This window comes from Streptomyces flavalbus, assembly GCF_042674625.1.
GTDB classification, from domain to species: domain Bacteria; phylum Actinomycetota; class Actinomycetes; order Streptomycetales; family Streptomycetaceae; genus Streptomyces; species Streptomyces flavalbus.
The window spans coordinates 1,084,394-1,107,940 of sequence record NZ_JBHTEB010000001.1; the positions used below are offsets into that span (position 1 = coordinate 1,084,394).

Annotated in this window: 19 protein-coding genes; 11 read left to right on the plus strand and 8 right to left on the minus strand. The window is 75.3% G+C overall.

Annotation, left to right across the window (positions count from 1 at the left end; all coding sequences use genetic code 11):
* Positions 1 to 38: 38 nt before the first annotated feature.
* The 5 genes from pdxR to ACFQZ6_RS04715 all read left to right on the plus strand — a co-directional run bounded on the left by pdxR (position 39) and on the right by ACFQZ6_RS04715 (position 9,034).
* The gene (gene pdxR / locus ACFQZ6_RS04695; RefSeq protein ID WP_381605084.1) at positions 39 to 1,526 is read left to right on the plus strand and encodes a MocR-like pyridoxine biosynthesis transcription factor PdxR; all 1,488 of its coding nucleotides are present in this window, start codon (positions 39 to 41) and stop codon (positions 1,524 to 1,526) included.
* Positions 1,527 to 1,645: 119 nt separating this feature from the next.
* Positions 1,646 to 3,220 carry an alkaline phosphatase D family protein gene (locus ACFQZ6_RS04700; RefSeq protein ID WP_381605085.1) on the plus strand — a complete coding sequence of 525 codons (1,575 nt, stop codon included), beginning with the start codon at positions 1,646 to 1,648 and terminating at the stop codon, positions 3,218 to 3,220.
* 138 nt (positions 3,221 to 3,358) lie between these two features.
* Entirely contained in the window at positions 3,359 to 4,762 is a 1,404-nt protein-coding gene (locus ACFQZ6_RS04705) for an SWIM zinc finger family protein (RefSeq protein WP_381605086.1), read from the plus strand.
* On the plus strand, positions 4,759 to 7,431 hold the full coding sequence (locus ACFQZ6_RS04710) for a DUF7824 domain-containing protein (protein ID WP_381605087.1): 2,673 nt from the start codon (positions 4,759 to 4,761) through the stop codon (positions 7,429 to 7,431). Before ACFQZ6_RS04705 ends, ACFQZ6_RS04710 begins: the two co-directional genes overlap by 4 nt.
* A 193-nt stretch (positions 7,432 to 7,624) precedes the next feature.
* Positions 7,625 to 9,034: a GNAT family N-acetyltransferase gene (locus ACFQZ6_RS04715; protein ID WP_381605088.1), complete on the plus strand. Its 1,410-nt coding sequence runs from the start codon at positions 7,625 to 7,627 to the stop codon at positions 9,032 to 9,034.
* A 90-nt stretch (positions 9,035 to 9,124) separates the two neighbouring features.
* Here the strand turns inward: ACFQZ6_RS04715 and ACFQZ6_RS04720 are convergent, their stop codons facing one another.
* Positions 9,125 to 10,333, minus strand: a complete 1,209-nt coding sequence (locus ACFQZ6_RS04720; RefSeq protein WP_381605089.1) for a trans-sulfuration enzyme family protein — start codon at positions 10,331 to 10,333, stop codon at positions 9,125 to 9,127.
* A 60-nt stretch (positions 10,334 to 10,393) separates the two neighbouring features.
* Here ACFQZ6_RS04720 and ACFQZ6_RS04725 point away from each other — a divergent pair, with 60 nt between their 5' ends.
* Positions 10,394 to 10,885 (plus strand): Lrp/AsnC family transcriptional regulator, encoded by a 492-nt coding sequence (locus ACFQZ6_RS04725; protein WP_210919923.1) that lies wholly within the window; start codon positions 10,394 to 10,396, stop codon positions 10,883 to 10,885.
* 33 nt (positions 10,886 to 10,918) lie between these two features.
* A complete protein-coding gene (locus ACFQZ6_RS04730; RefSeq protein WP_381605090.1) occupies positions 10,919 to 12,640 on the plus strand; it encodes a DUF885 domain-containing protein in 1,722 nt (573 codons plus the stop codon).
* A 51-nt stretch (positions 12,641 to 12,691) separates the two neighbouring features.
* Here ACFQZ6_RS04730 and ACFQZ6_RS04735 read toward each other — a convergent pair whose 3' ends face one another.
* A complete protein-coding gene (locus ACFQZ6_RS04735; RefSeq protein WP_381618079.1) occupies positions 12,692 to 13,171 on the minus strand; it encodes a rhodanese-like domain-containing protein in 480 nt (159 codons plus the stop codon).
* Between the two features lie 168 nt (positions 13,172 to 13,339).
* On the opposite strand from ACFQZ6_RS04735, the gene ACFQZ6_RS04740 reads away from it, so the two are divergent.
* Complete coding sequence (locus ACFQZ6_RS04740; protein ID WP_381605091.1) at positions 13,340 to 13,786, plus strand: Lrp/AsnC family transcriptional regulator; 447 nt, start codon at positions 13,340 to 13,342, stop codon at positions 13,784 to 13,786.
* A 3-nt stretch (positions 13,787 to 13,789) separates the two neighbouring features.
* Here ACFQZ6_RS04740 and ACFQZ6_RS04745 read toward each other — a convergent pair whose 3' ends face one another.
* The 5 genes from ACFQZ6_RS04745 to ACFQZ6_RS04765 form a co-directional block, all read right to left on the minus strand.
* Positions 13,790 to 16,783 (minus strand): AAA family ATPase, encoded by a 2,994-nt coding sequence (locus ACFQZ6_RS04745; RefSeq protein WP_381605092.1) that lies wholly within the window; start codon positions 16,781 to 16,783, stop codon positions 13,790 to 13,792.
* Entirely contained in the window at positions 16,780 to 17,943 is a 1,164-nt protein-coding gene (locus tag ACFQZ6_RS04750) for an exonuclease SbcCD subunit D (protein ID WP_381605093.1), read from the minus strand. The genes ACFQZ6_RS04745 and ACFQZ6_RS04750 overlap by 4 nt, the downstream gene beginning before the upstream one ends.
* Before the next feature lie 116 nt (positions 17,944 to 18,059).
* Positions 18,060 to 18,686 carry a YigZ family protein gene (locus ACFQZ6_RS04755; protein WP_381605094.1) on the minus strand — a complete coding sequence of 209 codons (627 nt, stop codon included), beginning with the start codon at positions 18,684 to 18,686 and terminating at the stop codon, positions 18,060 to 18,062.
* Between the two features lie 52 nt (positions 18,687 to 18,738).
* Entirely contained in the window at positions 18,739 to 19,278 is a 540-nt protein-coding gene (locus ACFQZ6_RS04760) for a SixA phosphatase family protein (RefSeq protein WP_381605095.1), read from the minus strand.
* Positions 19,275 to 20,030 carry a hypothetical protein gene (locus ACFQZ6_RS04765; protein WP_381605096.1) on the minus strand — a complete coding sequence of 252 codons (756 nt, stop codon included), beginning with the start codon at positions 20,028 to 20,030 and terminating at the stop codon, positions 19,275 to 19,277. The genes ACFQZ6_RS04760 and ACFQZ6_RS04765 overlap by 4 nt, the downstream gene beginning before the upstream one ends.
* A 176-nt stretch (positions 20,031 to 20,206) precedes the next feature.
* Between ACFQZ6_RS04765 and ACFQZ6_RS04770 the strand changes: the two genes are divergently transcribed.
* Both ACFQZ6_RS04770 and ACFQZ6_RS04775 read left to right on the plus strand, forming a co-directional pair.
* A complete protein-coding gene (locus tag ACFQZ6_RS04770; protein WP_381605097.1) occupies positions 20,207 to 20,614 on the plus strand; it encodes a CoA-binding protein in 408 nt (135 codons plus the stop codon).
* 174 nt (positions 20,615 to 20,788) lie between these two features.
* Positions 20,789 to 22,000 carry a 4-hydroxybenzoate 3-monooxygenase gene (locus ACFQZ6_RS04775; RefSeq protein WP_381605098.1) on the plus strand — a complete coding sequence of 404 codons (1,212 nt, stop codon included), beginning with the start codon at positions 20,789 to 20,791 and terminating at the stop codon, positions 21,998 to 22,000.
* 64 nt (positions 22,001 to 22,064) lie between these two features.
* Here ACFQZ6_RS04775 and ACFQZ6_RS04780 read toward each other — a convergent pair whose 3' ends face one another.
* Positions 22,065 to 22,424 (minus strand): ArsR/SmtB family transcription factor, encoded by a 360-nt coding sequence (locus ACFQZ6_RS04780; RefSeq protein ID WP_381605099.1) that lies wholly within the window; start codon positions 22,422 to 22,424, stop codon positions 22,065 to 22,067.
* A gap of 61 nt (positions 22,425 to 22,485) precedes the next feature.
* Here ACFQZ6_RS04780 and ACFQZ6_RS04785 point away from each other — a divergent pair, with 61 nt between their 5' ends.
* Positions 22,486 to 23,535 carry a cation diffusion facilitator family transporter gene (locus ACFQZ6_RS04785; RefSeq protein ID WP_381605100.1) on the plus strand — a complete coding sequence of 350 codons (1,050 nt, stop codon included), beginning with the start codon at positions 22,486 to 22,488 and terminating at the stop codon, positions 23,533 to 23,535.
* The last annotated feature ends 12 nt before the right edge of the window (positions 23,536 to 23,547 follow it).

Genomic DNA, 23,547 nt, shown 5'->3' on the forward strand with positions numbered 1-23,547 from the left:
GGGCGGGGCGGGGGTGGATTGGCCTAGGGTCCTCGGGCATGACGTCGTCGCCGTCCGGGGCCGCCGGACCGTCCTCCGAGTCCACCGCATCACCGGCGGTGGTGTCCGCCCCCGCGAGGGAACTGCTCCTCGCCGCCGCCTCGGCGCCCGCACGCGCGCGTGGGCGGTCGCTGCAGGCCGCGCTGCGGGAGGCGGTCCGCTCGGGACAGTTCACGCCGGGGACCCGGCTGCCGTCCAGCCGGGACCTCGCGGCGGACCTCGGGGTGTCGCGCGGGCTGGTGACCGAGGCGTACGAGCAGTTGACGGCGGAGGGCTATCTGCGTGCCGGGCGCGGCGCGGGGACATGGGTGGGCGACGCGGTGCGGGCGGCCCGGCCACGCGCGCGTGACCTCGCTCCCCGCTCCTCCGACGCCCACGTGGGGTTCGTGCCCGGCACCCCCGACCTGTCGCTGTTCCCGCGCGCCGCGTGGGCCGCCGCGCAGCGCGCCGTGCTGGCGGAGCTGCCGCACCAGGACCTCGGCTACCCCGACCCGCGCGGTCTGCCCCGGCTGCGTACCGCGCTGGCCGGGCTGCTCGCCCGGCGCCGGGGCGTGGTCGCCGACCCGGAGCTGCTGGTGATCGTCTCCGGGGTGACCCAGGCGACGACGCTGCTCGGGCACGTCCTCCACGCGCGCGGGATCGACGCCGTCGGCGTGGAGGACCCCGGCAGCCCGCACCTGGACGCCCTGTACCCCACCACCGGCGTCACCGTCGTCCCGGTGCCGACCGACGACGAGGGCCTCGCCCTCGGCCCGCTGCGGGCGTCAGGGGTCCGGGCGGTGCTGACGACGCCGTCGCACCACTTCCCCACCGGGATCGCCTACTCCGCGCGGCGCCGCGCCGAACTCCTCGACTGGGCGCGGTCCGTCGACGGGCTGGTCCTGGAGGACGACTACGACGGCGACTTCCGCTACGACCGCGCCCCCGTGGGCGCCCTCCAGGGCCTGGACCCCGCGCGCGTGGCGTACGCCGGGTCGGTCAGCAAGTCGCTGGCCCCCGGGCTGCGGCTGGGCTGGCTCCTCGTACCGGAGGCGCTCGCCGAGGACGTCGTACGGCGCAAGCGGACCATGGACCTCGGCCATCCGACCCTCGACCAGGCGGTGTTCGCCCGCTTCCTTGAGCACGGCGACTACGACCGCCAGTTGCGCCGCTGCCGCCAGGCGTACCGGGAGCGCCGCGACGCCCTGGTCGCCGCCCTGGCCGAGCACTTCCCGGGCGCGGAGGTCACCGGCATCGCGGCGGGCCTGCACGTCATCGCCGCCCTGCCGGAGGGTTACGGCCCGGAGGAGCGGTTCCTCGCGCGGGTGGCGGCGGCGGGGGTGGCGGTGCGGACGCTGTCGGCCTACCGGCACCAGGGCGCCGGGGCGGGCCCGTCCGGGGATATGCCGGTCGTGCGGCTGGTGCTGGGCTACGCCCATCTGCCGCCGTCGCGGATCAGGGAGGGCGTACGGCTGATGGCGGAGGCGGTGCGAGGCACACCGTCCTGAGCACCGGGACGGTTTCCGGTCAGTTGTTCACTTCTGGTTTCCGTGTGCGCTGCGGGGTGCCAGTAGTTGTGGCAGGGCACACGGCCGGTTTCCGCCCTGGACGTCCTGGAGGTCCATCCATGTCCCACCGCCCGTCACCGGGCCGCCGCAGCGTGCTGCGCGGCTCCCTCGCCGCGTCGGCCGCCCTGACCCTGCCCGGCGCCCTCGGCGCGGCCCCGGCGCTCGCCCTGTCCGGTCGTCCCTCGGCGGGCTGGGGCGTCCAGACCGGTGACGTGACCGCGGACTCCGGTCTGGTGTGGGTGCGTTCCGACCGTCCCGCGCGGATGGTCGTCGAGACGTCCGCGACGGAGTCGTTCCGCAACCCGCGCCGGTGGCACGGCCCGCTCCTCGGCGCCGACAGCGACTTCACCGGCACCACCCGGCTGCACGGGCTGCCGTCTGGCGAGCAGATCCACTACCGGGTGCTGCTGGCCGACCCGCACGACCCGCGCCGCACCGGCGAGCCGGTCACCGGCACGTTCCGCACGGCGTCCGCGAGCCGCCGCGACGACGTGCGCTTCGTGTGGTCCGGCGACCTGGCCGGGCAGGGCTGGGGCATCAACCCCGACCTCGGCGGCTACCGCATCTTCGAGGCGATGGCCGCGCTCGACCCGGACTTCTTCCTCTTCAGCGGCGACACGGTGTACGCCGACGGCCCGATCTCCGCGACGGCCGCGCTGCCTGCCGGCGGTACCTGGCGGAACGTCACCACCGAGGAGAAGTCCAAGGTCGCCGAGACGCTCGCGGAGTTCCGCGGGAACTTCCGGTACAACCTGCTCGACGAGAACCTGAAGCGGTTCAACGCGCAGGTGCCGTCCATCGTCCAGTGGGACGACCACGAGGTCACCAACAACTGGTACCCCGGCGAGATCCTCACCGACGCCCGGTACACCGAGAAGAGCGTCGACGTGCTCGCCGCCCGCGCCCGGCAGGCGTTCTCGGAGTACTTCCCCCTCTCGACGCCGCGCCGCCCGGGCGGCCGGGTGCACCGCGTGCAGCACTACGGCCCGCTGCTGGACGTCTTCGTGCTGGACATGCGCACCTACCGCAACGCCAACTCCCCCGACGACCAGACCACCGACGCGCAGGGCATCCTCGGCCGTGAGCAGTTGGAGTGGCTCAAGCGGGAGCTGTCCCGCTCGCGGGCGGTGTGGAAGGTGCTCGCCTCCGACATGCCGCTCGGCCTGGTCGTCCCGGACGGCACCGACGGCAAGCCGCACATCGAGGCGGTGGCGCAGGGCGACCCGGGCGCGCCGCTCGGGCGGGAACTCCAGATCGCGGAGCTGCTGCGGTACGTCAAGCACCGGCGGATCACCGGCACGGTGTGGCTGACGGCGGACGTGCACTACACGTCGGCGCAGCACTACCAGCCGGAGCGGGCGGCGTTCACCGACTTCGAACCGTTCTGGGAGTTCGTCTCGGGCCCGCTCAACGCCGGTGCGTTCCCGGCCAACGCGCTCGACGGCACCTTCGGTCCGGAGCGGGTGTTCGTGAAGGCGCCGACCGCGTCGAACGTCTCCCCGGCCGGTGGCTACCAGTTCTTCGGCGAGGTCGCCATCGACGGCGACAGCGCGGAGCTGACGGTCCGGCTGCGCGAACAGGACGGCACGGTGCTGTTCACCAAGGTGCTCCAGCCGGGCCGGGTCGGCCAGTAGTCACCCTCCCGTACGCTCGGAGGCGGGCCGCGCACCGGTGTCATCCCCCGGTGCGCGGCCCGCGTTCCAACTCCTCCCACAGCAGGGCGTTTTCGCAGGTCAGGCCGGATTGTCAGTGGTCACCCGTACGGTCTTCCCATGACGCGATCCATGCAGGCCGTGACCTACCGGCGACCCTCCGTGCTGGAGTCCGCAGCGGGCGGACGGCGCCTCGGGCTGGAGACCTCCCGGGGTGCGACGTCTTCGGGCGTGCGCGACCACCCGCAGTTCTTCGCGGGCTTTCTGACGTCGCCTCAGGTGGCGTCGGCGGGTCTGCTGGCCGTGGCCGACGTGGCGGCGGCCCGCTACTACCAGCGGCAGTCGCGGGCCTCCCTCGACCCGGTGGTCACGGGCAACGGCGACCGGCTGCGCTTCGAGTCGTTCTCCGGCTGCGGCGGGGTGTACGCCCGCCTCGACGTGCTGTCGGCGGGCCTCGACGGCGGCGAGGTGGGCCACGGCACGACCAACGTGGACGTCAACAACCCGCTGCGGGAGGCCCTGTCGCGGATCGGCACGGACGACCCGCTGCACCTGCGGGTCGGCCCGCAGGAGCTGGCGGTGACCACGCTGGACGGGCCGGTCGTGGAGAAGAAGGTCCCGCTGCCCGACCGCTGGCTGCGCGGCTTCGCCGAGGCCCAGGTGATCGCGGCCGACTTCGAACCGCGGGCGGAGCTGCCCGCGGCGGAGGCGGTGCGGTTCCTGCGGGCGCTGCCGCGCGGCGGCACCCGGGGCGCGTCCGGCGGGGCCCGCTGGGTGGTGCCCGCCGGGGCCACGCTGCGGCCGACGACCCGGGCGGTGCCCGGCGCGGTCTGCCTGCCGGGACCGGAGCGGCTGATCGCCCTCCAGCGGGTGCTGCGCCACGCGACGGCCCTCAGGGTGTACGGCCCGGCCGCTCCCGCGTCCGCCGCCGTGGCCAGCGCCTGGGAGGTCGTCCTGCCCGGGATGCGGCTCACCCTGACACTGTCGCCGGACGCCTCGCGCGGGTTCTCCGGCGAGGGCGGCGTGCTGGACGCGCTCGCCACCGACGAGGCGGGCGAGGACGCGGAGCTGATCTCGGTGCTGCTGGCCTGGGAGCCGCGCGTCGACGTCGCCGACCTCGCCGCCGCCTCCGGGCTGCCGGTGCCCCGGGTGCGGGCGGCGCTGGTCCGCCTCGGCACCTCGGGCCGCGTCGGCTACGACCCGGCGGAGGCGGCCTACTTCCACCGCGAGCTGCCCTACGACGCAGGGCGCGTGGAGCGCCACAACCCACGGCTGCGCTCGGCCCGCGCGCTGGTGGCGGCGGGCGCGGTCGCCGTGGACGGCGCCCTGGCGACGGTCACGGCCGAGGACGGCCACGCACACCACGTGCGGGAGGAGCACGGGCGGCTCAGCTGCAGTTGCGTGTGGTGGGCGAAGTACCGGGGCGGGCGCGGCCCCTGCAAGCACGCGCTGGCGGTGCGGATGGTGCGGCGGGGCGCCGCGGCCGAGCCGATGACGACGACGGTCGACGGGGGTGTGCGATGAGTTCGCTGCTGGAGCTGGTGCGGGCGGGCCGGACGGCGGAGGTCGTGGGGCTGCTGGATGGTCTGACGGACGCCGAACGGCGGGCCTGCTTCCCCGAGTTGCGGGAGCTGCGCAAGGAACTGCGCAAGGAGCCGTGGAACTCCCAGGCGCGGCGCGCCTACCCCGCCCTGCACGTGGCGGGGGCGGCCTGCCAGACCGGGGCCGCCGGGGTGACGAGCTGGCTCGCGGCGTCCGACATGCGCTGGTCGGGCGCGTCGCCCGCGCTGCTGCTGCACGTGCTGGGCGACCGGGAGAGCGACTGGCTGGCCGACGTGGCGCACCGGCTCGCGGAGCGTCCGGCGACGGCCTGGGTGCCGTACGAGCTGATGGCCGGGCTGGTGCGGCTCGCCGGGTGCGCGGCGCCGACGACGGACGCCTATGTGCGGGGCTGGGTGGACCACGTGCACGGCTCCTGGCAGCTCGGGGGCACGCTGATGGACCGGCTGGCGCGGGACCGGCACCTGGTGCCGCTGGTGGCCGCGCTGTTCGAGACCGACGACATCGGCGGCAGGCTGGGCTGGCCCAACGACGACGGGCCGGACAGTTGGACCGGCGCCCTCGCCGGACTCACCGCGCGGGGCGTCCTGGACCGCGGGGCGACGGTGGACGCGTGCGTGGCCCGGCTGCTGCGCGGCGGTACCTCCGCCGACCTGCGGCTGTTCCTGCGGCTGCTGAAGTCCCTCGCGCTCAGCCGGGCGGAGGCGCGCGAGCGGATCGCCGACTGGCTGGCCCTGGCCTCGGACGCGCCGTCCCCGGTGGCCGCGCACGCCCAGTCGGTGCTGGCGTCGCTGGCGCTCGACGGTGAGCTGGAGTCCCGCCAGTTGGCGGAGATGTCGGGCGCGGTGCTGTTCCGCAGCGAGAAGAAGCTGGTGCGGGCCCAGTTGGTGCTGCTGGGGAAGGTGCTCGCGCGGGACGCGACCGCGGCCGAGGAGTTGCTGCCCGCGGTGGCCGAGGCGTTCGGGCACGAGGACTCCGACGTCCAGGAGCGGGCGCTGAAGCTGGTGGAGCGGTATCTGAAGAAGGCCGGTTCACCGGAGCTGCGCGACCGGCTGGCGGCGGACGCCGAGCGGCTGATCCCCGCGCTGCGCGCCCGCGCGGTGGGGACGCTGGGCGCGGCCCCGGCCTCCCCCTCCGACGCGGGGTACGCCGAGGTGCTGCCGCCGGTGCCGGTGCCGGTGCGGCTCGCCCCCGCTCCGGGGACGGCGGCCGAGGTCGCCGAGGAGACCGGCGCCGCCCTGCTCGCCCCCGACGACGTGACCGGCTTCGAACGCGCGCTGGACGGGCTGGTCCGGCACGCGCACACCGACCGGAAGGGGCTGCTGGAGGCGCTGGAGCCGGTCGTGGCACGGCAGTGGTGGCGGGGCGACGACGCGGTCGTCCGGTACCGCACGGAGGCGTACCTCACCAGCGCCCACCGCGGGTTCTTCAACGCGGCGCAGGGACTTGAGCTGGTGCTCGCCACCCTGTTCGGCGGTGTCCGCACCTCCACCCTGCGCCGCGCGGTTACGCACGGGGCGGATGTCCGCGACTGTGTGCACAGCGCCCTGTCGCGCGCCTTCGACGCCCGGCTGTGGGAGGTGGCGTACCGGCTGGCCACCGATCCGCTGCCGCTGCTGCTGTCGACGCCGAGCTGGAGCAGCGGACTGCTGGAGCCGGAGGAGCTGGTGGACCGTCTGGACGCCTACCGGCGGCTGGGCGCGGAGGTGGCGCCGTCCGACCTCGCGCAGGCCCTGCTGCGGGTGCGCCGCTCCGACCGGGCGGCGGCGGTCGCCGCCGCCGGGCGGGCCGCCGCCCTCGGCACGACGGCGGGCGACCGGCTGGCCCGCTGGCTGACCGCGCCGGAGCCCGCCGCGCCCACGCGGGGGCGCCGGGTCGCGGGCAGCCGGTTGCTGGTCGAGTACGGCGAGGTCCCCGAACTGCTCGCGTTCGCGGCGGACTTCCCGGCGCAGTTCCAGCCCCTGGCCCGGCCGGTGTCCGCGTTCGCGGAGCACCGGTACTGCCCGCACTGGGAGACGCCGATACGCGCGCACTGGCTGGCCCTGCTGCCCGAGCGGCGCGAGCTGGTGGCGGCGCGGCTGGTGCGGGACCTGTCCGCGCTGGCCGTGGACGACGGCCGGGGCACCGCCGCGATCCTGCCGTCGCTCGCCGAGTCCGGCGGCGCCGCGGGCGACGCCGTCCACCTGGGCCTGGCCTACGCCCTGGGCGCGCGGCATCCGGAGGACCGGCTGGCGGCGGTGGACGCGCTGCTGGTGCTGGCGGCGCGCGGACAGCTCGACACCGCGGGGCTGGGCGCCGACCTCGGGGACCTGGTCCGGCGCGGCGCGGTGAAGCCGCTGCGGCTGGCCGAGTCGGCGCGGACGGCGGCGGCCACCGGCGCGCACGCCACGGTGTGGGGCGTGCTCCAGCACACCCTGCCGGTGCTGCTGGCCGACCTGGCGACGGGCGGCGGGTCCGCTCCGGCGCGCGGTCTGGGCGAGCTGCTGGCGGTGGCCGCCGAGTGCGCCGAGCGGTCCAGGGCGCGCGGCGAGATACCGCACCTGGCGCAGACGGCGGCCCGGCGGGGCTCGTCCCGGCTCGTGGCGCAGGCCCGGCGACTGCGCGGGGCACTCGTGGAGGACGCGGCGGCGTGACCTGGCTAGGGCTGACCTGGCGGCGGCGTGACCTGATGGGCGTCTGACCAGGCCCGTCATCGGACCGCACCACCGCCGCAACACAACCGTAAGAAAACCTACAAAAGGTGCAGATGCACGCTTTACCGATCAGTCACAGAGCGTTCGTGATCACGCAACACCCTTCCTTCACAGTGGTTCCATGACTCCGAACATGTCTGATGTGACGCGCGCGAAAGACGGGCGTCCCGTGCACCACTGGCGACGGGACGTCGTCGAACTCGCCGCCCTGTTCACGGCGGTCGCGGTGGCGGACGCCGTGGCCAACCTGATCGGTCACGGCCCCGACGGCCCGGCCCTGCTGACGATCTCGGCGGTCGTGCTGCTGGCGACCGCCGCCTTCCACACCTGGTGGGCACGGCGCCACGGGCACGCGCCCCCGACGAGCGATACCGGTGCCCGGCCGCGCTCCCCCGAGGAGCAGGCCGGGCCGCCCCTGGGCGTGGCGCCCGCAGAGAGCACGCTGTGGCGGATGCGGACCACGGTGAAGGACCAGCCGGGCTCGCTGGCCGCGCTGTGCACGGCGCTGGCCGACCACCGCGTGGACATTCTCAGTCTCCAGACCCACCCCCTGGGGCACGGCACCGTCGACGAGTTCCTGCTGCGCGCCCCCGGCGAACTGGCGCCCGCCGAGATCACCCGGGCGGTGGCGCTGGCCGGGGGCACCGGCACCTGGATCGAGCGGGCCGACGCCCACGACCTGGTGGACGCGCCGACCCGCATCCTGGGCCTGGCGACCCGCACCGCGCTGGACGCGGCGGAACTGCCGCTGGCGCTGCGCCAGTTGCTGGGGCGCTGCACCATCCGCTCGCTGCCCGCGACGCCGGACGGCGGCCACCGCGCGGCGGACGGCGTGCCGCTGGAGGGCGTGCTGGAGGACACGGTGATGCGGCTGCGCGCGCCGGAGGGCGGGGTGATCACCGTGGAGCGGCCGTACCTGCCGTTCACGCCGACCGAGTTCGCGCGGGCGCGGGCCCTGGTCGAGCTGGACACCCGGCTCGGGCCGCGGATGCCGCGCGGCCAGGACGTGCTGACGCTGCCCGAGGGCGACGCGATCACCGTACGCCGGGCCGACGAGCGTGATCTGGACGCCGCCAAGGAGATGCACGAGCGGTGCTCGAAGGAGACGCTCCAACTGCGGTACCACGGGCCGGTCAGGGACGCCGACCGCTATCTGAACCACCTGCTCAGCCCGCGCTTCGGACGCACCCTCGCGGTGGTGACCGGCTCCGGGCGGCTCGTCGGGCTCGGCCACCTGCTGTGGGACGGCGACGAGACGGAGGTCGCGCTGCTCGTCGAGGACGAGTGGCAGCGCCGGGGCATCGGCGGCGAACTGCTGGGCCGGCTGGTCGCGATGGCGGTCGAGGCGGGCTGCGAGAGCGTGTACGCGGTCACGCAGGCGGCGAACACCGGCATGGTCGCCGCGATGCGGGGCCTCGGGCTGCCGCTCGACTACCAGATCGAGGAGGGCACCCTGGTGATCACCGCCCGGCTCGACGCCACGCCGGTGCGGTCGCGGTTGCCGTATGACGAGCCGCGGGAGCGGCACGCCGAGCGGAGCTAGGCGCTCCGCTGGGCGTGCGGTGTCCGGTCGGCTCGGGTCGTCTGTCGGCTACCGCGCCGTCGTGGCTGGTCGCGCAGTTCCCCGCGCCCCCTAGGGGCGATGCCCAGCCGCGGTCGTGCCCCGTACACCTTCAGGGCGATGCCCTGCACCCAGCGCCTGGTCCAGGTCAGCCCACAGGTCGTCCACGTCCTCCAGGCCCACCGACATCCGCAGGAGGCGGTCGCTCACCCCGGCGTCGCGGCGGTCGTCGGCGTCGACGATGCGGTGGCTGATGGAGGCCGGGTGCTGGATGAGGGTGTCGACGCTGCCGAGGCTGACGGCGGGGGTGATGAGCCGGACGCCGCCGATGACGTCGTGCGGATCGCCGTACGTCTCGAAGGCGACCATCGCGCCGCCGATGCGCGGATAGTGGACGGCGGCCACGCGCGGGTCGGCGGCGAGGCGGCGGGCGAGTTCGGCGGCGTTGTCGGAGGCGGCGCGCACCCGCACCGGCAGCGTCGACAGGCCGCGCAGCAGCAGGTATCCGGCGAGCGGGTGCAGCACTCCCCCGGTGGCGAACCGCACCTGCCGCAGCCGCCCGGCGAACTCCTCGTCGCAGGCCACCACGCCCGCCATCACGTCGCCGTGGCCGCCGAGGTACTTGGTGGCGCTGTGCAGCACCAGCCGCGCCCCCTGCTCCACGGGCCGCTGGAGGACGGGCGTGGCGAAGGTGTTGTCCACCAGCAGCGGCACCGACCCGCAGGAGTGCGCCAGCGCCCGCAGATCGGTCTCGGCGAGGGTCGGGTTGGCCGGGGACTCGACCAGCACCAGGCCGGTGTCCGGGCGCAGCGCGTCCGCGACCCCGGCCGGGTCGGTCCAGGTGACCTCGGAGCCCAGCAGCCCCGCGGTCAGCAGATGGTCGCTGCACCCGTACAGCGGCCGTACGGCGACCACGTGCCGCAGCCCGAGCGAGGCCCGCACCAGCAGCACCGCGCTCAGCGCGGCCATCCCGCTGGCGAACGCGACGGCGGCCTCGGTGCCCTCAAGCCGGGCCAGCGCGGTCTCGAAGCGGGCGACGGTGGGGTTGCCGAGCCGGGCGTAGACGGGGGGACCGTCCGGTTCGGCGCCGGTGGCGGCGAAGGCGTCGATCCGGGCGGCCTCGCCACGGCTGTCGTACGACGGGTAGGTCGTCGACAGGTCGATCGGCGCGGCGTGCAGGCCCTGCCGGGCGAGGTCGTCGCGGCCCGCGTGCACGGCTTCGGTCGCCAGGGCCCGCAGGGTCCGGGGCGCGACCGGTGTCTCCATGGAGGTGTTATCCATGGACGACAGGGTGAACGACGACCGGGCCATAGCGGGCGTTGGCCGTGTTACGTTCGACGGATGGCTGACTCCGTCGAACTGGATCCGGTGGACCTCGAACTGCTGCGCCTGTTGCAGAACGACGCCCGGACGACGTACCGGGACCTCGCGGCGCAGGTCGGGGTCGCCCCGTCGACCTGTCTGGACCGGGTGACGCGGCTGCGGCGGGCGGGGGTGATTCTCGGCCATCAACTGCGCCTCGACCCGGCGAAGCTCGGCCGCGGTCTCCAGGCGTTGCTGTCGGTGCAGGTCAGACCGCATCGGCGGGAGCTGGTGGGGCCGTTCGTGGAGCGCATCAGGGCGCTGCCGGAGTCCAGGACCGTCTTCCACCTCACCGGTCCCGACGACTATCTGGTCCATGTCGCGGTCGCGGACATGGCCGACTTGCAGCGGCTGGTCCTGGACGAGTTCACCTCCCGCAAGGAGGTGGCCCGGGTCGAGACACGGCTGATCTTCCAGCAGTGGGACTGCGGCCCGCTGCTGCCGCCTACGCCCTCGGCGCAATCGGGCTGACGCGCGGCGGATCACCGTACGAGGATGGGCGGCATGTCAGAGACGAGCCTGCCAGAGACCAGCCAGCCGGAGACGAACAGCCCGCTGCCCCGCGCGGTCGCCGACGCCTACGTCGACGAGTTCATCGCGCTCGACCCGATCACCGGCACCTACCTGGGGGTGCGGGAGTCCGCGAACCGACTGCCCGACCTCTCCCCCGCCGGTCAGGAGGCGATCGCGGACCTGGCCCGGACGACGCTCGCCAAGCTCGACGAGGCGGAGCGCCAGCCCGGCGCGGACAGTGACATCGAGCGCCGGTGCGCACGCCTGCTGCGGGAGCGGCTGACCGCCGAACTCGCCGTGCACGAGGCGGACGAGGGGCTGCGCGCGGTCGGCAACCTGGGGATGCCGCCGCACTCGGTGCGCGAGGTGTTCACGGTGACCCCGGCCGACACGGACGAGGACTGGGCGGCGATCGCGGAGCGGCTGCGCGCGGTCCCGGCCGCGCTGGCGGGCTACCGGGAGTCCCTCGCGCTCGGTCTGGACCGCAAGTTGTACGGGGCGCCGCGGCCGACGGCGACGTTCATCGAGCAGCTCACGGAGTGGTCCGACACGGACGGCACCGGGCGCGGCTGGTTCGAGGACTTCGCGTCGGCCGGTCCCGAGGCGCTGCGCGCCGACCTGGACGAGGCCGCCCGCGCGGCGACCGCCGCCGTGGTGGAACTGCGCGACTGGATGCGGGACGTGTACGCGCCGACGATCGAGGGCGCCCCCAACACGGTGGGCCGGGAGCGCTACGCCCGCCTGGCGCGCTACTTCAACGGCACCGACCTCGACCTGGACGAGGCGTACGCGTACGGCTGGGCCGAGTTCCACCGGCTGCTCGGCGAGATGCGGCAGGAGGCCGAGAAAATCCTCCCCGGTGCCGCCACGCCGTGGGTGGCGCTGGCGCACCTCGACGAGCACGGGCGGCGCATCGAGGGCGTCGACGAGGTCCGGGAGTGGCTCCAGGGCCTGATGGACGAGGCGATCGCGGCGCTCGACGGCACGCACTTCGAACTGGTCGAGCCGGTGCGGAAGGTGGAGTCGCGCATCGCCCCGCCGGGCGGCGCCGCGGCCCCGTACTACACCGCGCCGTCGGAGGACTTCTCCCGCCCCGGCCGCACCTGGCTGCCCACGATGGGCCTGACCAGCTTCCCCGTCTACGACCTGGTGTCGACCTGGTACCACGAGGGGGTGCCGGGCCACCACCTCCAGCTCGCGCAGTGGACGTACGTCGCCGGGAAGCTGTCCCGCTACCAGGCGACGCTGGGCCAGGTCAGCGCCAACTGCGAGGGCTGGGCGCTGTACGCGGAGCGGCTGATGGACGAGCTGGGCTTCCTCACCGACCCGGAGCGGCGGCTCGGCTACCTGGACGCGCAGATGATGCGGGCCACGCGGGTGATCGTCGACATCGGTATGCACCTGGAGCTGGAGATCCCGGCGGACTCGCCGTTCCACCCCGGGGAGCGGTGGACGCCGGAGCTGGCGCAGGAGTTCTTCGGGTCGCACAGCAGCCGTCCGGCGGACTTCGTGGAGAGCGAGCTGACCCGCTATCTGACGATCCCGGGCCAGGCGATCGGCTACAAGCTGGGTGAGCGTGCCTGGCTGCTCGGCCGGGACCGGGCCCGTGAGCGGCACGGCGACTCCTTCGACCTGAAGGCGTGGCACATGGCGGCGCTCTCGCAGGGTTCGCTGGGCCTGGACGACCTGGTGGACGAGCTGTCCCGGCTGTGACGGGGTGGGGGTGGCGGGAGCACAGTGGTCCCGCCACCCCCTCTTTCCGCGTCAGCAGCCGCAGTCGTCGCCCTCCAGGGGCGCCGTCAGCGGGTCGGCCGGGCGGCGCTCGCGGCCCTGCCAGGTCTCGAACTCGAAGCCCTCGCGCGCCCAGTACTCGAAGCCGCCGAGCATCTCCTTGACCTGGTAGCCGAGTTCGGCGAGGGCGAGGGCGGCGCGCGTGGCGCCGTTGCAGCCGGGGCCCCAGCAGTACGTCACGACCGGCACGGCCTTGTCGAGGAGCTGTTCGGCCTGCTCGGGGATGAGCGCGGTGGGCAGGTGCACGGCGCCGGGGACGTGGCCCTGGTCCCACGCCTCGGTGGACCGGGAGTCCAGGACGACGAAGCCGGGGTCGCCGTCCCTCGCGAGGGCGGCGGCCACGTCGGAGACGTCGGCGTGGAAGGCGAGGCTGGCGCGGAAGTGGGCGGCGGCCTCGGCGGGGGCGGCGGGCGCGACGCGCAGGACGGGGTTCACGGAGGCGGCGCTGTTCATGGCTGAGCTGGTCACGGCTGTGGTGGTCCCGACTGCGCTGGTCCCGACTGCGCTGGTCACGGCTGTGGTGGTCATGGCAGAAATCTACGTCCGCTGATCCACTCACTGAACCGGCGATCCCCGGCGTTCGACTTGATCCGCCGGGGATCTCCCTGCTATTCCTCGGGGATGACCGCGTATTCCCCGGACGCCACCGACTGGCGCATCCTCGACGTCCTCCAGCGCGAGGGGCGGGCGTCGTTCGCCGAGCTGGCCCGCGCCGTCTCCATGTCCGCGAGCGCGGTCACCGAGCGGGTGCGGCGCATGGAGGAGGCCGGGGTGATCCAGGGCTACGCGGCGGTGGTCGACCCGGAGCGGCTCGGCCTGCCGATCCTGGCCTTCGTCCGGCTGCGCTACCCGACCGGCAACTACAAGCCCTTCCACGACCTGGTCGCGGCGACACCGGAGATCCTGGAGGCGCACCACGTCACCGGCGACGACTGCTTCGTGATCAAGGTCGCCACGCGCTCCATGTCCCACCTGGAGGAGGTGTCGGGCAAGATCGGCGCGCTGGGCTCGGTGACGACGAGCGTCGTCTACTCCTCCCCGCTGCCGCGCCGCCCGCTGGGCCGCTGACGCCTACCCGGCGCCCCGCTGCCGCAGCGTCGACCCGGATCTGCCCTTGACCACCTCCAGTTGGGCGTGGACGCGGCGCCGCAGGTCGGCGACGTGGCTGACGATGCCGACGCTGCGGTCCCGCTCCCGCAGCGCGTCGAGGACGTCGAGGACCTCGTCGAGGGTCTGGTCGTCGAGGCTGCCGAAGCCCTCGTCGATGAAGAGGGTGTCCAGGCGCACCCCGCCCGCCTCGTCGGTGACGACGTCCGCGAGGCCCAGCGCCAGCGCCAGCGACGCGAAGAACGTCTCCCCGCCGGAGAGCGTCGCGGTGTCCCGCTCCCGGCCGGTCCAGGCGTCCACGACGTGCAGCCCGAGCCCGCTGCGGCCCCGTCCGGTGCGGTCGTCGGAGTGGACGAGGGTGTAGCGGCCGGACGACATCCGGGTCAGCCGTACGGTCGCGGCGGCGGCGACCTGTTCGAGGCGGGCGGCCAGGACGTACGACTCCAGCCGCATCCGGCGTCCGTTGTCGGCGGAGGTGCCCGCGGCCAGGGCGGCCAGCCGGGCCACCCGGTCGTACTCCTCCCGCAGCGGCGCGAGCCGCCGTACGGCGGTGGCCGCGCGCGCGGAGAGCCGGTCCAGCTCGGCGCAGCGGCGGGCGGCGGCGTCCCGCGCGGAGGCGGCCTCGCGGACCCGCCGCGCGGCGGTGGCGGCGGCCTCTTCGGCGGCGGCGAGGTCGGCGGCTGGCTGGGCCGCGGCGGCCACGGTGTCGGCCTCGGCGAGCACCGCGCGTACGGCGGCCTGCTCGGTCTGCCAGTCGTCGAGCCGTCGTTGCAGCTCACGGTGGGCGGCGTCGTCGAGCAGGGCGTCGGCGGCGGCGCGGGGCGTGTCGAAGCCCGCCCGGTAGGCGGCGTCGGCGAGGCGGGCGTCGGCGTCCTTGAGGCGCTGGGCGGTGTCCTCGGCGGTGCGGGCGGCGTCGGCGGCGTCGGTGAGCAGGGCCGTCTGCCGCTCCAGTTGCGCGGCTCGCGCGGCCACGCTGCCGGAGCCGCCCGTGGCCTGCGCCAGCTCGCGCTCCAGGGTGGCCCGCTCCCGGTCGAGGGCGTCGCGGCGGGCGACCCGGGACGCCGTGCGCAGGGCGGCCCGCTGTCCCTCGGCGGTGCGCCGCGCGTGCTCCTCCTCGGCGGCGCGCAGGTCCTCGCGCAGGGCGTGCAGGGCGGAGCCGTCGCGGCGGGCCCGCGTGTAGGCGTGCTCCAGTTCGTCGGCCTCGGCGGCGAGCTGGTCCGTGGGCGCGTCGCCCGCCTCGGCGGTGGCGGCGGCGAGGGCCTCGCGAACGGTGCCGAGCCGCTGTTCGTCCTCGGCGTGCCGTTCCTCGGCGCGCTGGTAGTCGGCCAGCGCCCGTTCCTCCGCCGCGCGGTCGACGTGCCCGGCGACCTTCCGCGCGGGCGCCGGGTGCGCGGTGGCGCCGCAGACGGCGCAGGGTTCGCCGTCCTTGAGGCTGGCGGCCAGTTCGGCGGCGATGCCGGTGAGCCGCTGTTCCTTCAGGTCGAGCCAGTGCGCGCGGGCCTTGAGAGCGGCCTCCCCGGAGGCGAGGGCCCGCCGCTGGGCGGCGTCGGTGTCCCCGGCGAGCTGGTCGCGCAGCCGGGCGGCCGTCAGGCGCTGCCGCGCGGGGTCGCGGCGTACGGCGAGCTGCTCGGCGAGGGCGGCGGCCTGCTGGGCGGCGTCGATCCGCTCCTGGAGGGCGGAGCGGACGGTCTCCCAGTCGGCGAGCCAGGTCTCCGTCTCCGCGAGCACGTCCTCGTCGGCGCGCTCCTGGCGGTCCAGGTCGGCGCGCTCGCCGGTGAGTTCGGTGAGCCGCTGTTCGGCGCGGCGGGCGGACTCCAGGCCGCCCAGTTCCTCGGTGGCGCGGCGCGCGGCGGCGGCGAGCCCGGCCGCCCCGGCGTCCGCGAAGGCGTCCGGCAGTTGCGCACGCGCGCGTGTCTCCGCGCGGGCCGCCCGCTGGTGCTCGGCGTCGGCGGCCTCCCGCAGCTCCAGGGCGGGCGCGACGGCCTCGGCCTTGCGGGAGCGCTCCAGCCGCGCCTGCGTCTGCCGGTGCGCCTCGGACCGCTCCTCCAGCCGCCGCGCCCGCTCCCGCGCCTCGGTGAACCGCCTTTGCAGCCGCGCCAGTTCGCGTACGTCGTCCAGGGCGCGGTCGGCGGCGTGCTGGCCGGACTCGGCGGCGGTGAGGCCGCTCTCCGCCACGGTGAGCTGCTCGCGCGCGGTGCTGCGGGCGACGGCGGCTGCGCTCAGTACGGCGTCCGCGAGGCCGGGGTCGCCGGGTTGCAGCTCGGGCGGTGCCATGGCGTCGCCTGCGGCCTGCTGCATCCGGTGGGCGTCGGCCAGCAGCTCCGCGTCCCCCTCGCGGACGTCGGCCTCGGTGGCCCGGCGGCGCTCCGCGAGGCGTTTCTCCACCTCCGCGAACCGGTGGGTGTCGAAGAGCTTGCCGAGGAGCCTGCCGCGTTTCTCGGCGTCGGCGCGCAGGAAGGCCGCGAAGTCGCCCTGCGGCAACAGCACGACCTGGCAGAACTGCTCCCGGCTCATCCCGAGCAGTTGGGTGACCTCCTCACCGATCTCCTGGTGGGAGCGGCTGAGGTCCTTCCAGGCCCCGGCCACGGCGTCGTACTCGCGCAGCCAGCTCTGCGCCTTGTCCAGGGTGGTGCCGGTGCCGCGCTTCTTGGGCCGCTCCCAGGGCGGCTGCCGGGTGATCTCCAGCCTGCGCCCCGCGACGGTCAGGTCCAGCGTCACGGACGTGCGCGTGCCGGGCGCGGCGTGGTCGCTGCGCAGGGTGATGCCCTGGCCACTCTGGCGGGCGCCGGGGACCGCGCCGTAGAGGGCGTAGCAGACGGCGTCGAGGACGGAGGTCTTGCCCGCGCCGGTCGGGCCGTGCAGCAGGAACAGCCCGGCCGCCGACAGGGCGTCGAAGTCGACGCTCTGGGTGCCGCCGAAGGGTCCGAAGGCGGTGATGTCCAGCCGGTGCAGCCTCATCCCGCCACCTCCCGCACGGTGCGGTCGGCGCGCACGGCGTCGAACGCGTCCCGCAGCACGGCCCGTTCGCGCGCGTCGGGTCCGGCACCGCGCACGTGGGCGACGAAGTCCTCGGCGACCTCCTGGTCGGCGCGGCCCGCGAGCCGTCGGGCGTAGGACACGTCGGGGTCGTCCGGGGCGCGTTCGGGGTCGAAGACGAGGCTGAGGGTGTGCGGGAAGCGCTCGCTGAGCCGGGCCATGGGCTCGGACGGGCGCACGGCGTCGGTGAGCGTCGCCTCCACCCACGCCTCCTGGTGCTCGGCGAGCGCCGGGTCGGCGAGCAGTTCCTCCAGGGTGCCGCGGATCCGGGCCAGCGGCCGGGGCACGGGGCAGTCCACGCGCTCGGCGCTCACCGACCCGTCCGGCCCGAGGTCGACGAGCCACATGCTCTTGCGGTGCTGGGCCTCGGAGAAGGAGTACGGCAGCGGGGAGCCGGAGTAGCGCACGCGCTCGGTGATGGTCTGGCAGCCGTGCAGGTGCCCCAGCGCGGTGTAGTCGACGCCGTCGAAGACCCCGGCGGGCACGGCGGCCACCCCGCCGACGGTGATGTCCCGCTCGCTGTCGCTGGCCTGGCCGCCGGTGACGAAGGCGTGCGCGAGGACGACGGACCGGGTGCCCCGCGCGCGCGTGGCGAGGTCGGCGCGGACGCGGTCCATGGCGGCGCCCAGCACCGCCTCGTGCCCGGCCTTCTCGACACCGAACGCGTCCTTGACGAGGGCGGGTTCGAGATAGGGCAGACCGTAGAAGGCGACGTCCCCGTGCGCGTCCTGGAGCACCACCGGTGTGCCGCACGCCGAGGGCTCGGTCCGCAGGTGGATCCCGGCCCGGCCGATGAGCCCGGCACCGACACCGAGGCGGCGCGCGGAGTCGTGGTTGCCGGAGATCATCACCGTGGGCACGCCGAGGTCGGCGAGGCGGTGCAGCGCGTCGTCGAACAGCTCGACGGCGGCCAGCGGCGGCACCGCCCGGTCGTACACGTCCCCCGACACGACCACCGCGTCCACGTCCCGCTCCCGGGCGGTCGTGACGAGGTGGCCGATGAACTCGGCCTGGGCACCGAGCATGTTCACCCGGTGGAACGCCCGGCCGAGATGCCAGTCGGAAGTGTGCAGCAGTCGCATGATCCCCGAGACTAACGGCCGGGTCTGACAGCACGGGCGGTCACTCCCGTATCGCCCCGTCACGACCGGTTTTGAACGTGGGAGTTATCCCGCTTACCGCCTGGATGCCCGCTTTGTCAGGCGTCGCCGTACGCCTCGCCGCCCAGTTCGAGCGCCGCCGTTCCGGCGGTGGCGTCGGCGAGCCAGGAGCGGAAGGACGGGACGTCGGCGTCCGGGAGGCCGATGTCGATGGTGACGGCCTCGCCATAGCGGACGTCGCGGACCTCGCGGCCGGTGGCGCGCAGGTCGTTCTGGAGCTTGCCCGCGCGCTGGTGGTCGACGGTCACCGTGGCCAGCCGGAACCGGCGGCGGGTGAGGGTGCCGACGGCGTCGAGCGCCTCGCCGACCGCTCCGCCGTACGCCCTGATGAGGCCGCCCGCGCCGAGCTTGACGCCGCCGTAGTAGCGGGTGACGACGGCGACGACGTACCGCATGTCGCGGCGCAGCAGCATCTGGAGCATGGGGACGCCCGCGGTGCCGCCGGGTTCGCCGTCGTCGCTGGCCTTCTGCACGGCGGCGTCGGCGCCGACGACGTAGGCCCAGCAGTTGTGGGTGGCGTCGGCGTGCTCCTTGCGCACGGCGGCGATGAACTCCTGCGCCTCCCGCTCGCTGGCCGCGGGGGCGAGCGCGCACAGGAAGCGGGAGCGGTTGACCTCGGTCTCGTGCACACCCGCGCGGGCGACCGTGCGGTACTCGTCCTGCATCGGGCCAGCCTATGCCGTACGGCTCCTCCTTCAGGAGGAGGCCCTGGGCGCCCTACTTCTCGCCTCGCGGCACTTCGAAGCGGGTGAGCAGGGCGGTGCCCGGGAGGAGGGCCCGCCAGGTGGTGCCGTACCAGGTGAGGACGGCCAGGGCCGAGGTGGGGAACTTCGTCCGGAGGCGGGCCAGGGTGTCGTCGGCGCCGTCCCCGGCCAGGGCGAGGACGAGGTCCTCCAGACCCGGGTTGTGGCCGACGAGGAGCAGGGTGCCGACGTCGGGCGGCGCCTCGTGGACGGCGGTCAGCAGGGTGGGCACGTCGGCGGCGTACAGCCGGGGATCGTGCCGTACGCGCGCGTGTGTGGCCCACTGGGCGGCGGCCAGGTCCCAGGTCTGGCGGGCGCGTACGGCGGTGGAGCACAGGGCGAGGTCGGGCAGGCAGTCGGCCGCGGCGAGGGCGCGGCCCGCGGCGGGGGCGTCCCGGCGGCCACGGGGCGCGAGGGGGCGTTCGTGGTCGGGCACGCCGTCCGGCCAGGCGGACTTGGCGTGCCGGAGCACGACCAGGCGGCGCCGCGGGCCCGCACCCGCCCGGTCGCTCACGCGGGGGAGCCCAGGTCGCGCGTGAGGTCCACGCCGAGCAGCCGGTCGGCGTAGGCGAAGGTCTCGAAGCGGGCGCCGTCCGGCAGGTCCGGCTCGGTCCGCACCCGGTGCAGGACCCGGAGCACGCCGGGGACGTCGAGGTCGTCCTCCCAGGCGGCCCGCAGATCGGCGCGCACCTCGTCGGGGATCGGCCGGGAGGGCTGGCGCGCCCAGGTGGCGACGGCCCGCCGCCAGTCGGTGAGGGTGTCGCGCGCCTCGCCCAGGGTGGCCGCGTCCAGCCGCACCGGCCGGTCCCGGCGGCGGGCCAGCAGGGCGAAGCGGAGGATCGCCGGGTCGTCCCCGGCCGCGGCCGGGTCCGGCACCGCGTCCACGGGCGCCACGGCGACCCGCACCCCGCCGTGGGCACCCGGCGCCCCGTCGTCGGGCGCGGTGCCGCCGCGGGCGACGGCCACCTGGAGGACCTGGGTCTCGCCCAGGCCGGGCCCGCCGACGTCCCGGGTGTCCTCGAAGGGGCGGATGCCGAGGGCGGCGGCGCCCGCCCGGAGTTCCGCGTGGTCACGTCCGCCGCTGAGCAGCGCCCAGACCGGTGTGCCGCCGAGTTCCAGGGCGCGCACGAGGAGGTCGGCGACGAGCAGCACGCGCAGGGCGGTGGTGTCGAAGCCCGTGGCATGGGCCTCGACCCGGGTGAGGCCACGGCGGGCGGGCGCGGCCTCGACGGGTTCGCCGGTTCGGGCGTCGGTGATGCGCAACACGTGGCGAGCGTAGGCGGGCGGGCGGCCGGGCGCAGCATGTGCCGGGGGTTCGGGGCGCCGCGGCACGATTTCCGCCCGGGAATCTTCGCGTGGCGTCGGCCGTTGTCGAGGCGGGGGTTGTTTCCGCCCACTGGCGGGGGCGACGAGGCACGGCAAGGCCGAAGGAGGCCGACGGGATGTACGGCGACGCAGAGACGGTCCGCAGGATCCTCACCGAGACCGGTGACACCTGGGCGGTGGTCGGCCTGTCCTCGAACCAGTCACGCGCGGCGTACGGCGTGGCGGACGTGCTCAAGCGGTACGGCAAGCGGGTGGTGCCCGTCCACCCCAAGGCGGAGACGGTGCACGGGGAGCAGGGGTACGCGTCCCTGGCGGAGATCCCCTTCGAGGTGGACGTGGTGGACGTGTTCGTCAACAGCGCCCTCGCGGGCGCGGTCGCGGACGAGGCGGTCGCCAAGGGCGCCAAGGCGGTGTGGTTCCAGCTCGGCGTGGTCGACGAGGCGGCGTACGAGCGCACCCGCGCGGCGGGCCTGGACATGGTGATGGACCGCTGCCCGGCCATCGAGATACCCCGCCTGGGCTGAGGCTGCGCCACTTCCCTGCCGGGCTGAGGCGCCGGTTCCCTGCCGGGCTAGGGCGGCGCCATTGCCCTGCCGGACTGAGGCGGCGCCACCTCCCCGCCGGACTGAGGGCGCGACACCCCGCTGGGCTGAGCCGAAGCGCGGGACAGCCGCGCGTGCCGCGCCCATAATGCTCGGATGACCTCCGACTCCCCCACTCGGCAAGGCGTACCCGTCGTCATCATCGGCGCCGGACCGGCCGGTCTGACGCTGGGCAATCTGCTGCGGGCCGCGTCGGTCGACTGTGTGGTGCTGGAGACGGAGAGCAGGGCGTTCATCGAGCGTCGGCCGCGCGCCGGGGTCCTGGAGGAGTGGGCGGTCCGCGCGCTGGAGCGGCACGGGCTGGCGGACCAACTGCTGAAGCGGGCGGAGCGGCACACGGCGTGCGAGTTCCGCTTCGACGGGCGGCGCTACCGCTTCCCCTACCACGAGCTGACGGGCCGTCACCACTTCGTCTATCCGCAGCCCTTGCTGGTCACGGACCTGGTGCGGGAGTACGCCGACGTGCGCGGCGGGGACATCCGCTTCGGCGTGCAGGACGTACGGCTGCACGACCTGGACACCGACCGGCCCTCCGTGTCGTACACCGGCCCGGAGACGGGCGGTGAACGGCGGGTGCTGCGCTGCGCGTTCGTGGCGGGCTGCGACGGGGCGCGCGGGGTGACCCGGGCCGCGCTGCCGCCCGGGCGGACCCGGATCGCCCGGCACGACTACGGCATCGGCTGGCTGGCGCTGCTCGCGGAGGCGCCGCCGTCCTCCGACTGCGTGCTGTTCGGCTGCCATCCGCGCGGGTTCGCCGGGCACATGCCCCGCAGCCCCGAGGTGACCCGCTACTACCTCCAGTGCCCGCCGGGCGACGACCCGGAGAACTGGCCCGAGGACCGGGTCTGGGCGGAACTCCAGTCCCGGCTGGGCGCGGCCGGGGCGCCCCCGCTGACGCGGGGCCCGCTGGTCGAGAAGCGGGTGCTGGACATGCACGACTACGTGGTCGAGCCGATGGCGTACGGGCGGCTGTACCTGGCCGGTGACGCCGCGCACCTGGTCGCGCCGATCGCGGCCAAGGGCATGAACCTGGCGCTGCACGACGCCTTCCTGCTCGCCGACGCCCTGATCGCGCGGCTCACCGAGGGCGACGACCGCGGGCTCGACGGCTACGGGGAGGCGAGTCTGCGGCGCGTGTGGGACTACCAGGAGTTCTCACAGTGGCTGTCGGAGGTGTACCACGGCGCCGCGGCGGGGGACGCGTTCCGGGCGGGGACGACGGTGGCCCGGCTGCGTCGGCTGTTCACCTCGCCGGTGGCCGCCGCCGCGTTCGCGGAGCAGTACCTGGGGACGGCTGAGCGCTACTGAGGCCCCGCGCCCCCTCTCGGACCGCGCCCCCTCTCGGACCGGGGCCGCCGGGCCGCCGTGCGGGTCAGTCGTGCACCGGACGGTCGGCGATCCGGTGGTCCGCGACCTTCAGCGCCTCGTCCACCAGCCTGCGCAGATGGCCGTCGCGCAGCGCGTAGACCACCCGCCGCCCCTCCTTGCGGGTGTTGACCAGCCCCGCGAGCCGCAGCCTGGCCAGGTGCTGGCTGACCGCGGGCCGGGCCGCGCCGCAGACCTCGGTGAGCGTGCTGACGTCGGCCTCACCGGCCGTCAGGGCGTGCAGCAGGGTGAGCCGAGTGCGGTCGCCGAGTAGGGCGAGGAGTTCCGCGGCGAGCGCGAACTGCTCCTCGCCGGGGGTGCGCGGGTGCGCATCGGTCGCAGGTGATAGGTGCGTGCGTGCGCTCATACGCACATAATGGCCCCAGAGGCACCAGGCGTCCAGCGCCCGCACCGGAAGGGGAAACCCCGTGAGCGACCCCCAGCACCACCACGAGCACCCCCACACCCGCCCTCACCCGCATCCCCACCGCCACACCGTCCGGCACCGCCTCGCGCATCTCCTCACGCCCCACTCCCACCAGACCGCCGACAAGGTCGACGGCGCGCTGGAGTCCTCCGCGCGCGGCATCCGCGCGCTGTGGGTCTCGCTGGCGGTGCTCGGCGTGACGGCGCTGGCGCAGGCGGTCGTGGTCGCGGTGTCCGGGTCGGTGGCGCTGCTCGGCGACACGGTGCACAACGCCGCGGACGCGCTGACCGCCGTACCTCTCGGCATCGCGTTCGTGCTGGGCCGCCGGGCGGCGACCCGCCGGTTCACCTACGGCTACGGGCGGGCCGAGGACCTGGCGGGCCTGGTGATCGTGCTGACGATCGCGGCGTCCGCGGCCTTCGCCGGGTGGACGGCGGTGGAGCGGCTGCTCGATCCGCGCCCGGTGCGGCACGTCCCGGCGGTGGCGGTGGCGGCGCTGGTCGGTTTCGCGGGGAACGAGTGGGTGGCCCGCTACCGCATCCGGGTGGGCCGGTCGATCGGCTCGGCGGCGCTGGTCGCGGACGGTCTGCACGCCCGCACGGACGGGTTCACGTCGCTGGCGGTGCTGCTGGGCGCGGGCGGCTCGGCGCTGGGGTGGCGGCTCGCCGACCCCCTCGTGGGGCTGGCGATCACGGCGGCGATCGTCCTGGTGCTGCGGGACGCGGCGCGGGAGGTGTTCCGGCGGGTCCTGGACGCCGTCGACCCGGCGCTGGTGGACCGCGCCGAGCGGGCGCTGCGCGAGGTCGCCGGGGTGCGCGCGGTGGGCGAGCTGAGGCTGCGCTGGATCGGACACCGGCTGCGCGCCGAGGTGGCGGTCGTGGTGGACGGCGAGGCGACGGTACGGCAGGCCCACGCGATCGCCGTGGACGCCGAACACGCCCTCCTGCACGCGGTTCCCGGCCTCACCGCGGCCCTGGTCCACGCCGACCCGGCCCCGACACCCGGCGAGCCGGACCCACACCTGGCCCTGGCCCATCACACACCCGCCTAGCCACCCCCACTG

Bases quoted from the DNA above. Each gene is read 5' to 3' on its own strand.
- pdxR (WP_381605084.1), top strand. From the start codon at position 39: ATGACGTCGTCGCCGTCCGGGGCCGCCGGACCGTCCTCCGAGTCCACC.
- ACFQZ6_RS04700 (WP_381605085.1), top strand. From the start codon at position 1,646: ATGTCCCACCGCCCGTCACCGGGCCGCCGCAGCGTGCTGCGCGGCTCC.
- ACFQZ6_RS04705 (WP_381605086.1), top strand. From the start codon at position 3,359: ATGACGCGATCCATGCAGGCCGTGACCTACCGGCGACCCTCCGTGCTG.
- ACFQZ6_RS04710 (WP_381605087.1), top strand. From the start codon at position 4,759: ATGAGTTCGCTGCTGGAGCTGGTGCGGGCGGGCCGGACGGCGGAGGTC.
- ACFQZ6_RS04715 (WP_381605088.1), top strand. From the start codon at position 7,625: ATGTCTGATGTGACGCGCGCGAAAGACGGGCGTCCCGTGCACCACTGG.
- ACFQZ6_RS04720 (WP_381605089.1), bottom strand. From the start codon at position 10,333: ATGGATAACACCTCCATGGAGACACCGGTCGCGCCCCGGACCCTGCGG.
- ACFQZ6_RS04725 (WP_210919923.1), top strand. From the start codon at position 10,394: ATGGCTGACTCCGTCGAACTGGATCCGGTGGACCTCGAACTGCTGCGC.
- ACFQZ6_RS04730 (WP_381605090.1), top strand. From the start codon at position 10,919: ATGTCAGAGACGAGCCTGCCAGAGACCAGCCAGCCGGAGACGAACAGC.
- ACFQZ6_RS04735 (WP_381618079.1), bottom strand. From the start codon at position 13,171: ATGAACAGCGCCGCCTCCGTGAACCCCGTCCTGCGCGTCGCGCCCGCC.
- ACFQZ6_RS04740 (WP_381605091.1), top strand. From the start codon at position 13,340: ATGACCGCGTATTCCCCGGACGCCACCGACTGGCGCATCCTCGACGTC.
- ACFQZ6_RS04745 (WP_381605092.1), bottom strand. From the start codon at position 16,783: ATGAGGCTGCACCGGCTGGACATCACCGCCTTCGGACCCTTCGGCGGC.
- ACFQZ6_RS04750 (WP_381605093.1), bottom strand. From the start codon at position 17,943: ATGCGACTGCTGCACACTTCCGACTGGCATCTCGGCCGGGCGTTCCAC.
- ACFQZ6_RS04755 (WP_381605094.1), bottom strand. From the start codon at position 18,686: ATGCAGGACGAGTACCGCACGGTCGCCCGCGCGGGTGTGCACGAGACC.
- ACFQZ6_RS04770 (WP_381605097.1), top strand. From the start codon at position 20,207: ATGTACGGCGACGCAGAGACGGTCCGCAGGATCCTCACCGAGACCGGT.
- ACFQZ6_RS04775 (WP_381605098.1), top strand. From the start codon at position 20,789: ATGACCTCCGACTCCCCCACTCGGCAAGGCGTACCCGTCGTCATCATC.
- ACFQZ6_RS04780 (WP_381605099.1), bottom strand. From the start codon at position 22,424: ATGAGCGCACGCACGCACCTATCACCTGCGACCGATGCGCACCCGCGC.